This window comes from Arcanobacterium canis (assembly GCF_029625435.1).
Classification (GTDB): Bacteria; Actinomycetota; Actinomycetes; order Actinomycetales; family Actinomycetaceae; genus Arcanobacterium; species Arcanobacterium canis.
Genome location: NZ_CP121208.1, coordinates 251916 through 266788 on the forward strand (window position 1 = coordinate 251916; position 14873 = coordinate 266788).

Sequence of the window (14873 nt, forward strand, 5' to 3'; positions counted from 1 at the left end):
TTTTGTGGTGTGAAAATCACTGTGATGTCACTTCTCAGATACCGACTAAGCCACAACTGGCTGACCTAATGCTCTAAATTAGAGAGGTGGATACTTTTCGTAAAGGATGTGCTCTCATTACCGGTGGCACCTCGGGCTTAGGCTGTGAGTTCGCTCGCCAGCTTGCGCGACGTGGTTTCGATATCGTCCTGGTTGCTCGCGATGAGGCGCGTCTTGAGCGCACTCGAACGGAGATCGAAGCCCTCGGCGTCGGCGTCGAGACTCTCAGTGCCGATTTATCAACCTCCGACGGCGTTGAAACGGTTAGTGAGCGTTTGAAAGCTGATCCACCAGTCACTTTCTTCGTCAACAACGCAGGCGCGGGCCTCTACGCCAAACTTGCGCAAGCCGATTACTCCCAGTTTTTAGTAGGAGCCCAGCTGATGGCCCTCGCGCCGATGCAACTTGGTGGCGTGGCTGCGTCGGTGATGAAAGAGCGCGGCTCTGGTGTCATCGTGAATACGGTATCCATGGCCGCTGTCGCTCCCATGGGCTCGTATTCGACGGTCAAGGGCGCATTCAAAATCTGGTCAGACTCCCTGGCTATTGAACTTTCCGGCACCGCAGTTCACGTTGTGACATTCATGCCTGGCTGGGTTCACACGGAGTTCCACGCGCGCACGGGGGTGTCAAATTCCTCGATCCCGTCGTTTTTGTGGATGCAGGCCCCCGACGTCGTTGCCGCAGCGCTCTGTGACGTTGACGCCGGTCGCTCCCTGTCCATCCCATCCAAACGTTACAAAGTCCTCGCCTTCCTCGCACAGCACGCCCCACGCTCGCTCGTTGCCAAGGTTGTGCGCAAACTGAATAAGGGGCGTCGATGAGCGAAAATCAACGCAGGAAACTCCATCCTCTCGACAGCTATCATTCTGGCGCGAAACGCAACCAGCGCAAGATCGTGCGCAAACTCGTGACGCGTCCGGTCATCAACACATTGTTGAATGCCACGGTGTGGGGAGCGGAAAATGTTGAGGGCCTTGAGGGCGCCTACATTTGTGTGGGTAACCATTCCTCGCATCTGGATGCTCCGATGGTTTTTTCCCTGCTTCCAGAGTTCATGGCTGAGCGTCTGGCGACAGGAGCAGCGGCTGATTATTTCTATCGTCGCAAGGGCATTTCAAAACTCACCTCGATGTTTTTCAATACCTATCCAATTGAGCGCAAAGGAAAATATCACGGGCCGAATGCTGGGCGTGCTGCCGGAATGACGGGGCGACTTCTGCGCGACGGCGTCCCGATCTTGATCTTCCCTGAAGGGACACGATCGCGCGATGGCCAGATGGGGAAGTTCAAGCCGGGAGCGGCAGCGCTGGCCATCAAAACTCATGTTCCGATTGTTCCGTTGGGGCTTGCCGGTGGACATGATGCGATGCCGGTTGGTCGATTCTTGCCAAAGCTGGGACGCCCGCCCGTGAGCATGTATATCGGAAAGCCGATGTGGGCGCTGCCAGACGAAGAACCAGAGCAGTTCATGGAGCGCGTCCAAGCGCATATCGAGTCGATGCTTGTCAGCCGTTCAGCGAATCCCGAAATGTTGGGTGAAGCCGACGGCGATGAGCTTGCGTGATCACAAACTCATCGCCGGGGGGAGAGAGCGCGATGCGCTCATTACTTGCGCGAAGTGAATGCCTTCGTGAGCTTTGGTGCAGTGTAGGCAGCGGTATGTTGGTGTGACTTCTCAGGCGCACTCGGTTTTTCCATGAGCCGGGGGAACGTCAAACGAATGGTCAATCCACCGCCGGGAGTTTCCGCCACTTCAGCGCTTCCAGAGTGGGCTTGCATGATCGCTGAGACAATAGCCAGACCAAGTCCCGATCCTCCCGATTCGCGTGAACGCGACGTATCCGTGCGGAAGAATCGTTCAAAAACTCGAGATCGGTCTTTCTCCTTGATACCTGGCCCATGATCGCGCACCTCAACAATCGCGGAATCTGGGCGTTCGTTTGAGCGTCCGACGGCCACCTCCACTGCCGTGCCCGACGGCGTGTGGGAGCGGACATTCGACAACAGATTCGAAATCACCTGCGTGATTTTCTCTTCATTGCCGATGATCATCACCGATTGAGGATCCTCGCCATCCAGATCGGTGACTTCGATGGGGTAATCAGGGGCGCGCACTTCGAAATCCGACACTGCATTCAGCGCAACTGAGGCGAGATCGACGTCGGAATAGTTGAGCTTGCGTCCTTCGTCCAGACGCGCGAGCTGCAACAGATCTTCGACGAGGTGACTCATCCGTGTCGATTCAGATTCGACTCGTGCCATGACATGCGGAACTTGATCTGCTGGAACGCCACCCAATCGGTAGAGCTGCGCGTAACCGTTGACGGATGCCAGAGGGGTGCGCAGCTCATGGGATGCATCCGAAACGAACTGCTTCATCTTGCGCTCGGAGGCTTCCTTCGATTCGAACGACTCCTGAATCTGCGACAGCATGACGTTGATAGATCGTCCGAGCATACCAACTTCGGAACCTGACGGGTCCGACGGCACACGGCGGGAGAGATTACCAGAAGCGACATCGCGTGTGGCCACTTCGATCGCATGCAAACTTCGAAGCTGTCGTCGAATCATGAAAAACGACACGGCCCCGCCAAGTACGCCAAGGCCCAGCTCGAAAGCCACGAGTTTCTGAATCAGGTTCGCCACCGCCGCATCGACGCTGATCGTAGGCAGACCAATAACAACCGAGCCAATGGGCTGATTCGTTTGTGGTGCCACCATTTGCAACGTGATGATTCGCCACTGAGAACTCTTCGTACCAGCAACGGTGATGGGCTCCTGCGTGAGCTGTGTCGCCAAGGTTGCCGGGTGGGCAGGCTCACCGACGGTGCGTCGCACAGATTCTCCAACCACAGTGAACGGCTTGAAATTCTGATAGGCGACGTAAACGAAGTATTCCGACGGAAGGATCTGCGTGTAGGCGGAGGTGGAAATTTCTTTGCGTGAACCGTTGGCCATGCGATCAAGAGTTTGTGCAGCAATTTCGGTACCGGAGGTCATCAGCTCGGTGTCAATTTTCCACGTTAAGTGAGTGCGCAACGTCTGTGCGCCGATAAACGAGATCAACACGAACACGACAACCAGTAGTGACATGAAGGTAACGCCGAGCTTAAAAGAAAGCGTGCGATACCAGCGTGGCCGATCGTGTGGGTTCATTGCGGGACTCACTTTGAGGTGCGCAGCACGTAGCCAATGCCGCGCTTGGTGTGGATCAGAGGTACGAAGGTTTCTGCTTCCTGCGGATCCGTAATGCCGAGAGCTTCAGGCGAATCGAGCTTGCGACGCAAATAAGAAATATATGATTCGACGATCGAGGCTTCTCCCACCCAGTTGTAATCCCACACGTGATCAAGGATCTGCATCTTTGACACCACACGCTCGGAGTTCACCATGAGGTAACGCAGGAGCTTGAATTCAGTGGGAGAGAGGTCGATCTCGCGGCCAGCGCGCGTGACTTCGTAGGTGTCTTCGTTCAAGACAATATCCGCGTACGTGATGATAGCGGTTTGTGGAGTGGTTGCGGTGGTGCGACGAAGAACGGTGCGAATACGTGCCACGACTTCTTCGAGTGAGAACGGTTTGGTGATGTAATCGTCTCCACCGACTGATAGGCCTTGGAGCTTGTCTTGGAGATCGTCTTTCGCTGTCAGGAACACAACCGGTAGCGTTGTACGGTGTTCGCGCAGGTGGCGAAGCACTTCGAATCCATCCATGTCGGGGAGCATGACGTCGAGTACGACGATGTCAGGATTGAACGCAAGTTGTTGTTTGAGTGCTTCGGCGCCGTCGCCAGCGGCAGCGACTTCGAAGCCTGCAAAACGTAGAGAGGCGGAAAGGAGTTCACGGATGGTTGGCTCATCATCGACTACGAGGATGCGAGCTTCCGGTTCAGAATACTGGGCTGTCATGCCACTATTCTTACCATCCTCTCTGGAAGTGCGCTGGAAGTTTTCTGAACGTCAGACGTGTTTTCTCGCCGACGTCGGCGGCGCGTTGCCAATTTGCGTGTGCTTTGCCGAGCGAGCAGACCAGCACCAAATGCGAGCGAAGAAAAATGCGGAGCCGGTGAGGCTCCGCATGTGGAGATTAAATAAATTCCAGAGGATCGAAATCTTCGACATCCATCACATGGATGCGTGATAGTGGTTGGTTGAAAGCGTGAACGTCGTATTCGAGATCGATAATTGTCAACCCTTGATCTTGAAGAGATGCGAGTGATGTGGAAAGAAATTCGCGGAAGCATAAAATAGCCACACGATGCCCAGCGTCCAGTAGCTCTTCGATCTGAGGAAGATAATCCACGTCATGCGAACCGAGCACGATGTCAGTGCCGGGCTTCGTCTTCGCGATAGCTTCAAGAGTGCGCTGAATTCCTCGATCAACAACCTTGACATCGGGATCTTCGGAGGTCAGAAGCAGCGGACGCCACCCAATTGCCATGAGTGCCTGAACGAACGACGTCGCGATCTTTTGTGTGGCGTTCAAGAAGAACAAACCGGAGATGGAATCGTCGTCTGACGGCTGATCCTGCCAAGGATCGAAGTCAAGTACGCGATCCCAGCGCGGACGCTCCTCTCCGCGTGGAGCACGCCCAAGAATGTTTATGCCCAACGTGGCATCAAGGTTTTCGCCGTCAATAAGAAAGTACATAGTGCAATTCTAAACCGAATGCGGGCGGGAGATTGCCCTCCCGCCCGCATTGGCGAATGTTGTGTTGTCTCAATTCGACGTTGGCGCTGTCAGAAGTGTGGGATCATCCCACCTTCATGTGTCTGATCAGTAGGATGTGAAGTCCTTGCCTTCAATCTGCATGACGGGTTCACCGGCCTGAAGTGCTGCCAAGCGAGCCTCCACTTCCGTCATATCCTTGCCTGACTCCAGCTCAGCGAACTGAGCATCCAGAGAAGACTGCGCAACTTCGGCCTTGCCCAGTGCCAGTGCTTCTTCGCGGCGAACTTTCTCCTCGAAACGTCCAAGCTCAGAGGTCGGATCGAGAACGTTGATCGACGCGATCGCATCCTGAACCTTGTTCTGAGCGGCCGCAGTCCTTGAGCGAGCTACCAGCTGATCACGCTTTGCCTTGAGCTCCTCAAGCTTAGAGCGCATCATGTTCAAGCCATCTTTGAGCTTCGCAACGACTTCCTCTTGTGAAGCGAGTACAGGTTCTGCGGACTTTGCTTCACTTTCGGACTGGATCTGCTTCTCAATAGCGATCTTCGCCAGATTTTCGAACTTCGCGGCGCCGTCTTCGTTGCCAGCTTCGCGCAGTTGCTTTGCCTTCGCGACCGCGGCTGCTGCCTTCTGGCCCCATTCGCGTGCGGACTCGACATCTTCTTTGTAGTCGGACTGTGCAAGGCGCAGATTGCCCACGGTAACGGCGACCGCATCCTCAGCCTCAGCGATGGAGTTGGTGTAATCGCGAACCATCTGATCGAGCATCTTTTGTGGATCTTCTGCGCGATCAAGGAGCGCGTTTACGTTTGCTTTCGCCAACTGGGCGATACGGCCCAGGATCGACTGCTTTTCTGCCATGGTTAGCCTTTCGTTGGATATCGGCTGTTTCGTCAAGAAACGTCCGATCCCTATTTTATCGGGGTTTCGTTGCGCGTGACTGTTTATTGCGCTCAGCGTGAGATCAGAACTTCAAGGAGCCGCCGCCCCCGCCGCCAAAACTTCCTCCTGAGGAGTTCCCGCCACCGAAGGAACCGCCACCCCAGCTGCCATCCCAGCCATTCGAGCGGTGCCCGGAAGAAGCGATGCCATTGAGAATCCCGCCAATGATCATGCCGGTCAGGAGATCGCCGCCGTCATTGCCGCGGCGAGAGTTGTTCATTCGCTGGATATCATTTTGCGCTTCGCTCAACGCAGCAGTTGCCTGTGTTGCCGCTTCACGCGCGTGATCGGCTTTACGTTCAAGCTCCGTTTCGCTCATAGCACGGCCCAGCGCAGTGCGGGCGCGAGCCAGCAGAGAACGTGCCTGAGCGCCGACGCCGGAGCGGTAGGTGTTCACGAGTGCGTCGGCTTGGGCGATAGCGTCGGTTGCAGAATTCATATCCGCCTCGGTGCGCGACTGAAGTTTCTGGCGGCGGTTATCGGCTGCACGCACGCCGGAAAGAGCCAGATCAAGAGCGTCTTCAGCGGCGCGCAGATCGTGTTGGAGGCCCAGGAAGTTATCATCACTTCCTACGCGTGCCAACACTGCGCGCGCCTCTTGCGCACGAGCGTGAATAGCGCCATCAGAGCCTCCCAGGCGATCGGCGTCGGCGAGGTCACGGGTGAGCGAAGCGGCTGCTTGAGCGACAGCATCCTTTGCGTTTGCAATCAGCTCAGGCGCTCGATCAATGCTTGCCACAAGTTCGGAGGCTTGGCCGATTGCACCCTCAGCAAGTTGCGCATACGGGACGGCCTTGTTTTTCTCTCCCTGAGCCACAAGGCCATTTGCCGTGTCAATAGACTCTCCTGCTGCTGTGAGCAGACCGTCAACTTGCGTGGGGACGGTCTCGAAGCCCACCAGCATTTGCTTGGCATATGAACGCGAGAGGTCGTCAAGCTTCTTTGCTACCAATGGAAGATTGGAGGAGATTTCCTCTTTGCGCTGGCGCAACTCGTCAAGCTTGACCTCAACGCGTCGGGCCAAAGAACGCAATTCAGAGAACGCTTTTTGGTGTTCCTGAAGCGCCGATTGAACGGATTGCGCGTAAGCGAGGATTTTTTCATTCATCTGGCGCTGTTCTTCAGGGGTTTCGGGGTCGTCGTCACCTAAAAGCTTTTGCAACATGAATGCCTCATGGACATCACGTTGGGCGCCCTCCAACATCGACGAAAACTTCGCAGTAGCATCCACCCCAAACTCCGCTTTGGCAAATTCCAACTCAGCTTGAGCTGAACGCAGGTTGTCATCGGCATCGAGAAGAGCTGCAGACGCCTGCTGTGCGAGTTTATTGAGATCGGCAGCTTCAAGTTTCTTTTTGTTGCGCGCCTTCACGCGCGAGACAGCAAAAATGCCAGCGCCGACTGCGAGGGCTCCACCGGCGATTGGCACGATAGGTGGAGTCGAACCACCGTGCTCCACGCTGTCGCCATTCATTGCCGAGGTGACGTTCTGGGCGAGTTTTTGCACAGCAGCATCCCAGTTCTCGTTTTTGAGATCCTGCAAGACACTGTCATTGATGGCCTGTTGCAAAACGGAGGCAGTGACGCCGTTGTACCCATCAAGGGCATAAAAACCGATATCGCGAGTTTTGGTGGCAATTGCCACGATTCCCTGACCCGCTTTAAGGCCGGTTTTTTCCGCAGTTTGCTTGGCCCAGGCTTCAGAGTTCATTTGGGAAAAATCATCCACAATTGCCACATACAAGCCTGTTTTGGGTACTCGAGCCACAGAATTGAAAGTTTGCGCTGAATCTGTGATGACGCCACTTTCATCGACGAAATGCGCATCGAGTGAATGAGGCTCAACTGCAAACGCTGTCACTGGCCACATGAATCCTGCTAACACTGTCACGCCAGCGGCGGCTTTCACCAATCGTTTCACCATGACATTAATCTACCAAGGTGAGCGGCGCCTCGCGGTGACGGTTTCGCTTCAAGCCGTAAACCAGCGTCGCTAAAGGTGGGGTCGAAGTGCCATAATAAGGGGAGTAGTTTTTCGGGGAGATCCCCCGCGCTCGCGGTATGCCCGCGAAATTTTAGAAGAAAGAGAGTGAAGCTGTGCCTACCGGAAAGGTGAAGTTCTTCGACGAAGCGAAGGGTTTCGGTTTTATTTCTGGCGATGACGGCGAGTCTGTCTACCTGCCTGCTAGTGCGTTGCCGATTGGTGTGCGTGTCAAGGCAGGAACGCGTGTGGAATACGGCGTGGGATCGACCCGCCGCGGTCCTGCTGCGCTCTCGGTTGAGGTCATCGCTAAACCTGCCTCCCTTGCTGCGGCAGCTCGCCGCAAGCCGGAGGAGATGCGTCCGCTGATTGAAGATCTGATCAAGATCCTCGATTCGGCGTCTGAGCAGCTGCGTCACGGGCGCTACCCTAAGGACGGGCCGCGTATCGCGATGGCATTGCGTGCTCTCGCAGAGGATTTCGATGTCGAATAATCGCATTGCTCCTCAGAATCGTCCGGTCAAAGACAAGCTGCTCGGCGGTGCAACCGAGCAGGCTCGTGACGCAATTTTAGAAGTCACAAAAGAAAGTAACGTCGGGCCTCACGCCGGAATGTTGCAGGAAAGTGATCGCGTCATCACGCACGCGTTCGAATGTCTTTTGCCTGGTTACAAGGGATGGTTCTGGACCGTCACACTCGCTCGCGCACCTCGGGCGAAGAAGATCACCGTTTCTGAAGTCGTGATGCGTCCCGGCCCGGATGCTCTCTTGGCTCCGGCGTGGATCCCGTGGGCCGATCGGCTCAAGCCATCCGATATTTCGCCGTCGGATCGCCTCCCGTATAACCCTGACGATCCTCACCTGGAGCAGGTCGAGGATCCCATGCTCGATCAAGGGTTTGAAGCCACAGGGATCGACGCTGATGCGTCGGCAGCTTTCGAGCTTGGCCTTGGGCGTAAGCGCGTGATGTCCGACGCCGGCCGCGCGGCAACCTTCCGTCGCTGGTATCGCGGTGAGGGAGGTCCGCGCAATCAGGCGACGCGTGATGCGAAAGCTCCCTGCGCGACGTGCGGTTACTTCTTGCGGATGGACGGTTCTGCGCGCGCAATGTTTGGCGTTTGCGGAAATGAATGGTCTGCTTTCGATGGCCGAGTGGTCTCGCTTGATCATGGTTGTGGGTCGCATTCGGAGACGGATACTCCCAGGCGCACGCCGTTGTGGGATCCGTCGGAGCCGGTGCTCAACGATCGCGATCTTGAGATCATTGGGGAAAACTAGCTCGTGGAGTTCCTTGATGGGAATGTCAAAAACTACTCGTGGGGGTCGCATGATGCGATCCCCACGATGTTTGGTTTCCCGGCGTCAGAAGACCCAGTAGCCGAGCTCTGGTTGGGTGCTCACCCACTCGCCCCGTCGCGTATCGGTCGCCAGTTTTCTCGGGCGTATGGACAAAAAACGCCCACCGACGTCGTCGATCTCGCCACGCACGTTGCTGCCGCACCGCAACGGGTGTTGGGAGAAGACGTTGCGCGTCGTACCGGGGGAACACTTCCTTTTCTTCTCAAGCTCATTGCGCCGGACGAACCACTATCGCTTCAGGTTCACCCGTCGATCGATCAAGCACAACGCGGTTTTGCGTCGGAAGAAGCTCAGGGAATCCCAGTAAATTCGCCGATACGAAACTACAAAGATTCCAACCATAAGCCAGAACTTGTCTACGCTCTGACCAGGTTCGAAGCGATTGTTGGTTTTCGCTCACCGCGTCGAATTCTCGGGGTATTAAGCGGACTTGGAGCGCCGATTACTCAGCGGCTTGCTGAGTTCATTGAAAAAGAACCGAATGCCAATGGAGTGAAATCGGCATTTGAATGGCTGTTATCTGCACATACCCGTCCGGACGTCGTCACGGTGGGGCAGGTGGTTGAAGCCTGCCAGGCGCGCCCGCCGGAAGAGAGCCCTTCGCCGCGTGCGGATCGGATCGTGGCTTATCTTGCGCAGTACTACCCTGGAGACCCGGGTGTTGTTGCCTCGCTCTTACTCAATCCCGTCACGCTCAGTCCTGGCGAAGCGATGTTCACTCCTGCAGGCACGGTACACGCCTATCTTTCGGGCCTTGGTGTGGAAGTGATGGCGACCTCCGACAACGTGATGCGTGCTGGACTGACCACGAAGCACGTGGATGTGCCGGCATTACTTTCCGTCCTCGATACCGTGGCGGCACCGCCGATTCGAATCGCCCCCGAACGCGTCAGCCCGATCCAGTCCACGTTCTACGCGCCAGTGGACGATTTCGAATTGTCGGTGATCGCTTTGCGTGATGCGTCATCATGGCAGTGGGTGCGTGGGAGCGGTCCACGGATCATGTTATGCCTTGAGGGGGCAGCGCAGATCCGGTGCTCACGTGAGACGTTGCGCATGAACACCGGTTCGGCAGTCTTTATCGAAGCTGCCGACGGCGGTGTGGAGCTTCGCGGCGCTGGGAAGTTTGTTCAGGCCGACGTTCCCTGAAACGGTGAGTTTCAGCCAATCTTTTTCAAGTTGATCATATTGTGAGACAAAATATGCCCACATCGTGGAATTGGTCTTGAAGTGGTGGGGATGATCCGGCTAGAGTAGCCGCACGTGAGTACTTCTATTGCTGAAAAACAGAGCCCGAATACACCCGGCTCCGTGTCCTCCCTCGACCGCCTCTTTCGCATATCGCGCCGCGGTTCCACGCTCGCCACAGAAATTCGTGGCGGAGTTGTGACGTTCTTCGCGATGGCCTACATCCTCGTCCTGAATCCGCTGATCCTCCAGGGGCCTGACTCCACGGGTCACTACCTTGGCGGTGGCACTGCCCCCAATATTCCTGCAATTGCTGCTGGTACCGCTCTTGTGGCTGGTGTCATGAGTCTCCTGATGGGAAGCGTTGCGAATTACCCGATCGCGCTTGCTGCTGGTCTCGGTCTGAATTCGATGGTTGCGTCAACGTTTGTCCAGATCCCGGGAATGACATGGGCCGACGGAATGGGCATCATCGTTATTGAAGGCTTTGTCATTCTCCTTCTTGTGCTCACTGGCTTGCGTGAAGCGATCTTCCGAGCTGTGCCGCGTTTCCTTCGTGCAGCGATTTCGGTGAGCCTCGGACTCTTCATTACCTTGATTGGTCTGTTCAACGCTGGCCTCATTCACACTTTCCCTGATGGACTTGCCTTTGGTGTCAACGGTTCCATCGGTTCGTGGCCGATGGCAGTGTTCATCTTTGGTGTCGTTGTGATCATCGTGGGCCTGATCCGCAAGGTTAAGGGTGCCGTACTCTGGGGCATTCTCAGCGCAACCGTGCTAGCAATCGTTGTGGAAGCAATTGGCCACTTCGGCGTGGCCGGCGAAAATAACCCACTGGGGTGGAAGCTGACTGTCCCGGCCTTGGCTGGCTCACCTGTCAACCTCCCCGATTTCTCCACCCTTGGACAGTTCTCAGTGGTTGGCCCGTTCCAGAAGGTTGGCGTGATTGCGGTTGCGGTTCTCGCATTCTCTATTCTTCTGTCTGACTTCTTCGACACTCTCGGCACCATGATTGCCGTAGGTACGGAAGGTGGTCTTCTTGATAAAGATGGCAACCCGCCGTCAACTCGTCAGATTCTCATTGTCGATTCCGTGGGTGCAATGGCTGGCGGTCTTGGTGGTGTTTCGTCGAACACTGTGTTCGTTGAATCTACCACTGGTGTTGCCGAAGGGGCGCGAACTGGCCTAGCTCCGATCGTTACCGGAACTCTATTCCTCTTGGCGACTTTCCTCTCCCCACTCTTCGCCATGGTGCCAAACGAGGCGGCTGCTCCAGCTCTCGTTACTGTTGGTTTCCTGATGATGCAACAAGTGGTGGATATCGATTGGAAGTCACTCCATGTTGCGATCCCGTCGTTCATGACAATCGCGATGGCTCCGTTCGCTTTCTCGATTTCTGTCGGTATCGGCGCGGGCTTCTTGACGTATATTCTCGTCGAAGTTGCGCGTGGCAAGACGCGCAATATCCATCCGCTGATGTGGGGTTCGGGTGCGGTCTTTGTGGTGTACTTCCTTCTTGAGCCGATTCAAAAGATGATTGGCTTGGCCTGATCTTTGTGATAAAGGGAGCCGGATGCGTCAGTGTGTATCCGGCTCCCTTTTATAGTTGGCCGGTACGCCAGATATCGGTATGAAGGTGTGGTGTGTTCGTTCACCGGCGTCGGGTGGTGACATCTAGTGACGAAAGATTGACAAAGTCGGTAAGCTGATAACAAACTTCACGAAAGGAAAAGCTGTGAGCGACCTCATCGACACCACAGAGATGTACCTCAAAACAGTGTATTCACTGATGGAGGAAGGTACTCCCGCGCTTCGTGCGCGTATCGTTGAGCGCTTGGGGCAATCTGGTCCTACAGTGTCCGAGACTGTCGGGCGCATGGAGCGTGATGGTCTGGTGGAGCTTGATGGACGCCAGATTCATTTCACCCCCGAAGGTCTGCGCCGCGCTGCTCACGTCGTGCGCCGGCATCGTGTTGCTGAACGGTTGATGAGTGACGTGCTCAAATTGGATTTGGGCCGTATCCACGATGAAGCCTGCCGTTGGGAACATGTGATGAGTGACGACGTAGTGGAGAAGATTGAGCAGTTCTTGAATTCCCCCACCACTGATCCTTTTGGTAACCCGATTCCCGACGAGAAAGCCCACGATCCCAAAGAATTGTCAGGGAAAGTTGCTGGACTTCAAAGTCTGGCAGCGGTGATGGAGTCGCTTGAGCCGGGGCAGAAGGTGAAAGTAAAAGTTGCTCGTTTGGCAGAGGTTGTTCAAGATGACGCGGAGATGATCTCGATGATTGCGGCTCTCGGCATCCTTCCTGGTAAAGAATTAACGGTGAGTGTAGATCAGGTTCGCACTGACCTGGGTGAGCTTATCGAGTTCTCGCCGCACGTGCGCCACGCAGTGTTCCTGGAGTCTGCGCAGTAAGGAGACGCACAGAAGAGGGTGGGTGTGGATCCAAAATAACGTGTTTTGTACGCCACAATTTATCCCTTAACACGTCTGTGACCTGCAAAAATGGCAATAATGATGGAGTGGCGGTTACCGAATTGTTATAAAAGGGTGACAAATTGTTACATCGTCGTTACTCTATTATCTGGAAGTTGAGTTCGAACCTCTCGGGCTCACAATGAGGCAAACGGAGATTTACTGAATTATGGCAGGACGTCATTCGCTTCTCGAGAATAAAAACGTGAAGGATTCGGCCGCTCTACGCGGTTTCGCAATTGCAGGTACGGTTGGCGTTCTCGCTGGCGTTGGTATGCCTTCGGCATTCGCAACAGATGGACAGAATCAGGCAGCTGCGAATAATGCGCTCATTAAGCCCGCTACCGTTAAGATCGACACCACCAAGGCTGTAAAGAAGGCTGACAGCGTTCAGGTAAGCACCTCCGCTGCTGGTGAGTGGAAGATCGCTCAGGTTGATTTTGATGCCAAGGACGCTGAGGTAGCTCCAGCTGCACAGCAGGAAAGTGAAACCAGCGAAGGAACCGCCGCTACGGTTGGCTCTTCGCGTGTGGCTCGCTCCTCCGACTCCGTCGTGCCAGTTGCTCCGATTGGTGGCGGCTCCGTCTCCGGTTCCTCGGTTGTCTCCACCGGACTTGCCTACCAAGGTTCTCCGTACGTATGGGGTGGCGTGACCCCGGCTGGCTGGGATTGCATCGGATTCGTTCGTTACGTCTACGCACAGCATGGTGTGGCTATCGGTAGCGTTCCGTCGTCTGTCCTTTCGGCTGGCACTCGCGTCCCTTACTCGCAGGCTCGCCCAGGCGACATCCTGTACTGGCCAGGCCACGTTGCGATTTCGCTCGGCAACGGCCAGAATGTTGGCGCATGGAACCCAGGTATGGGTACCCGCGTTGGCCCCGATTCGTGGATCGGTGGCACCCCGGTAGTTATCCGCGTCGGCGCATGATTCTTTAATGAAAAAGGAGGCATCCCATACGGGTGCCTCCTTTTTCGTCTCTGTTATCGCTTCTTCGTGGTGTCTCCTTTGGGTGTTCTCACGTCACCTATGTCATATTCGGTCCCGGAGTGAGATAATGGGAATGTCCAAATGGAAAAGGAGGATCCCATGCATGACAACGTGGTTGTGGTTGGAATCGATGGAAGCGAGCCATCGTATGCGGCTCTTGATTGGGCGTTAAACCAGGCAAAGATGCGCGATGCGCGATTGCATCTGGTGTGTGCTTTCGAGCTTCCCACATACGCAACGGCTTCAGTAAGTGCTATCCCGCAAGACTCTGGCCAGTATTTACGTGATGCTGCTGAGGGAATGTTGCAAAAAGCTGTGGAGAAGGTCGAAGGTCAGGGCGTTCCAGTGACCTCAGCTCTTGAGTTTGGTGATCCGACGGAGATCCTCACGGAGTTGTCAAAGAAAGCTGCTCTGGTAGTGATCGGTGGTCGTTCTAGCGGCAACAAGTTCTCTGATCGCATCTTGCGCACTGCGTCGTCGGCAGTACCTGCACACGCCTACTGCCCGACGGTGGTGGTTCCCGTCCGTCATGAGCGCACGTTCCAGCCTATTGAGCATATTGTGGTGGGCGTGGATGGTTCGGAGCATGGTCGGCGCGCACTTCAGCGTGCGATCTGGGAAGCTGATCGGTGGAACGCTCGTCTGACGGTGCTGTGCGCTGTTCCGATTTCCTATAACCCAGGAATGAATGCCGTGATCTCGGACGAAGATATTCTTGCCGACGCTGAAAAGGAGATTCGCATGGAGATCGATGCGGTCTGCGAAGGCCGTGACGTGAAGATCAATGTTCATGCTCAGCGCGGTAATCCTTCATATGTGCTACCAGAGTTTTCCAAGATGGTCGATCTCGTGGTGCTCGGTACTCGCGGGCGCGGAGGAATTGCAGGATTACTTCTCGGCTCAACGTCGCAGATGGTTCTCGGACAGGCCGAGTGCCCGGTGATGGTGGTTCCGAAGAAGGTCCGTGAGGGCGACGACGTCGGCCCCGCCAAGCGCGAGCCGTAGTAATCGCAAAAGCAAAAGATGAAGGCGAAGGAATCTCCATTCCTTCGCCTTCATCTTTTGCGTCAGTTTCGGGTATGCTTGAACGGCCCTGCCTCCGTAGCTCAGTGGATAGAGCACCGCTCTCCTAAAGCGGGTGTCGGCGGTTCGATCCCGCCCGGGGGCACACATATCTTTTTCGCCCTCGGCGCGCTAGTGCCTGTTTCTTGGAGACGTTG

14 protein-coding genes and 1 tRNA gene are annotated in these 14873 nt (G+C 55.6%); 10 read left to right on the plus strand and 5 right to left on the minus strand.

Annotated elements, in window-relative coordinates:
- Positions 1–86 precede the first annotated feature (86 nt).
- Positions 87–863: an SDR family NAD(P)-dependent oxidoreductase gene (locus P7079_RS01095; protein ID WP_278013002.1), complete on the plus strand. Its 777-nt coding sequence runs from the start codon at positions 87–89 to the stop codon at positions 861–863.
- A complete protein-coding gene (locus P7079_RS01100; protein WP_278013003.1) occupies positions 860–1606 on the plus strand; it encodes a lysophospholipid acyltransferase family protein in 747 nt (248 codons plus the stop codon). Before P7079_RS01095 ends, P7079_RS01100 begins: the two co-directional genes overlap by 4 nt.
- A gap of 41 nt (positions 1607–1647) precedes the next feature.
- On the opposite strand, the gene P7079_RS01105 is transcribed toward P7079_RS01100, so the two are convergent.
- The 5 genes from P7079_RS01105 to P7079_RS01125 form a co-directional block, all read right to left on the minus strand.
- Positions 1648–3198: a sensor histidine kinase gene (locus P7079_RS01105; RefSeq protein ID WP_278013004.1), complete on the minus strand. Its 1551-nt coding sequence runs from the start codon at positions 3196–3198 to the stop codon at positions 1648–1650.
- Between the two features lie 8 nt (positions 3199–3206).
- Entirely contained in the window at positions 3207–3950 is a 744-nt protein-coding gene (locus tag P7079_RS01110) for a response regulator transcription factor (RefSeq protein WP_278013005.1), read from the minus strand.
- A gap of 178 nt (positions 3951–4128) precedes the next feature.
- The gene (locus tag P7079_RS01115) at positions 4129–4692 is read right to left on the minus strand and encodes a nuclease (protein WP_278013006.1); all 564 of its coding nucleotides are present in this window, start codon (positions 4690–4692) and stop codon (positions 4129–4131) included.
- A 126-nt stretch (positions 4693–4818) separates the two neighbouring features.
- Positions 4819–5574, minus strand: a complete 756-nt coding sequence (locus tag P7079_RS01120; RefSeq protein ID WP_278013007.1) for a PspA/IM30 family protein — start codon at positions 5572–5574, stop codon at positions 4819–4821.
- A 103-nt stretch (positions 5575–5677) separates the two neighbouring features.
- Positions 5678–7579, minus strand: a complete 1902-nt coding sequence (locus tag P7079_RS01125) for a TPM domain-containing protein (RefSeq protein WP_278013008.1) — start codon at positions 7577–7579, stop codon at positions 5678–5680.
- A 173-nt stretch (positions 7580–7752) separates the two neighbouring features.
- Here P7079_RS01125 and P7079_RS01130 point away from each other — a divergent pair, with 173 nt between their 5' ends.
- The 8 genes from P7079_RS01130 (at position 7753) to P7079_RS01165 (ending at position 14821) form a co-directional block, all read left to right on the plus strand.
- Positions 7753–8130 carry a cold-shock protein gene (locus P7079_RS01130; protein WP_278013009.1) on the plus strand — a complete coding sequence of 126 codons (378 nt, stop codon included), beginning with the start codon at positions 7753–7755 and terminating at the stop codon, positions 8128–8130.
- A complete protein-coding gene (locus tag P7079_RS01135; RefSeq protein WP_278013010.1) occupies positions 8120–8914 on the plus strand; it encodes a DUF3027 domain-containing protein in 795 nt (264 codons plus the stop codon). Before P7079_RS01130 ends, P7079_RS01135 begins: the two co-directional genes overlap by 11 nt.
- Positions 8915–8917: 3 nt before the next feature.
- Complete coding sequence (gene manA, locus P7079_RS01140; RefSeq protein WP_278013011.1) at positions 8918–10144, plus strand: mannose-6-phosphate isomerase, class I; 1227 nt, start codon at positions 8918–8920, stop codon at positions 10142–10144.
- 114 nt (positions 10145–10258) lie between these two features.
- Positions 10259–11734: an NCS2 family permease gene (locus tag P7079_RS01145; RefSeq protein WP_278013012.1), complete on the plus strand. Its 1476-nt coding sequence runs from the start codon at positions 10259–10261 to the stop codon at positions 11732–11734.
- A gap of 184 nt (positions 11735–11918) precedes the next feature.
- Positions 11919–12605 carry a metal-dependent transcriptional regulator gene (locus P7079_RS01150; protein WP_278013013.1) on the plus strand — a complete coding sequence of 229 codons (687 nt, stop codon included), beginning with the start codon at positions 11919–11921 and terminating at the stop codon, positions 12603–12605.
- A 229-nt stretch (positions 12606–12834) separates the two neighbouring features.
- Entirely contained in the window at positions 12835–13593 is a 759-nt protein-coding gene (locus P7079_RS01155; RefSeq protein WP_278013014.1) for a C40 family peptidase, read from the plus strand.
- 159 nt (positions 13594–13752) lie between these two features.
- Positions 13753–14658 (plus strand): universal stress protein, encoded by a 906-nt coding sequence (locus P7079_RS01160; protein WP_278013015.1) that lies wholly within the window; start codon positions 13753–13755, stop codon positions 14656–14658.
- A 90-nt stretch (positions 14659–14748) separates the two neighbouring features.
- Positions 14749–14821, plus strand: a tRNA-Arg gene (locus P7079_RS01165).
- Positions 14822–14873 lie beyond the last annotated feature (52 nt).

What these genes read in the sequence shown, in the direction of transcription:
- P7079_RS01100 (WP_278013003.1), top strand. Translation starts at nt 860, where the DNA reads ATGAGCGAAAATCAACGCAGGAAACTCCATCCTCTCGACAGCTATCAT.
- P7079_RS01105 (WP_278013004.1), bottom strand. Translation starts at nt 3,198, where the DNA reads ATGAACCCACACGATCGGCCACGCTGGTATCGCACGCTTTCTTTTAAG.
- P7079_RS01110 (WP_278013005.1), bottom strand. Translation starts at nt 3,950, where the DNA reads ATGACAGCCCAGTATTCTGAACCGGAAGCTCGCATCCTCGTAGTCGAT.
- P7079_RS01115 (WP_278013006.1), bottom strand. Translation starts at nt 4,692, where the DNA reads ATGTACTTTCTTATTGACGGCGAAAACCTTGATGCCACGTTGGGCATA.
- P7079_RS01120 (WP_278013007.1), bottom strand. Translation starts at nt 5,574, where the DNA reads ATGGCAGAAAAGCAGTCGATCCTGGGCCGTATCGCCCAGTTGGCGAAA.
- P7079_RS01125 (WP_278013008.1), bottom strand. Translation starts at nt 7,579, where the DNA reads ATGGTGAAACGATTGGTGAAAGCCGCCGCTGGCGTGACAGTGTTAGCA.
- P7079_RS01135 (WP_278013010.1), top strand. Translation starts at nt 8,120, where the DNA reads ATGTCGAATAATCGCATTGCTCCTCAGAATCGTCCGGTCAAAGACAAG.
- P7079_RS01155 (WP_278013014.1), top strand. Translation starts at nt 12,835, where the DNA reads ATGGCAGGACGTCATTCGCTTCTCGAGAATAAAAACGTGAAGGATTCG.
- P7079_RS01160 (WP_278013015.1), top strand. Translation starts at nt 13,753, where the DNA reads ATGCATGACAACGTGGTTGTGGTTGGAATCGATGGAAGCGAGCCATCG.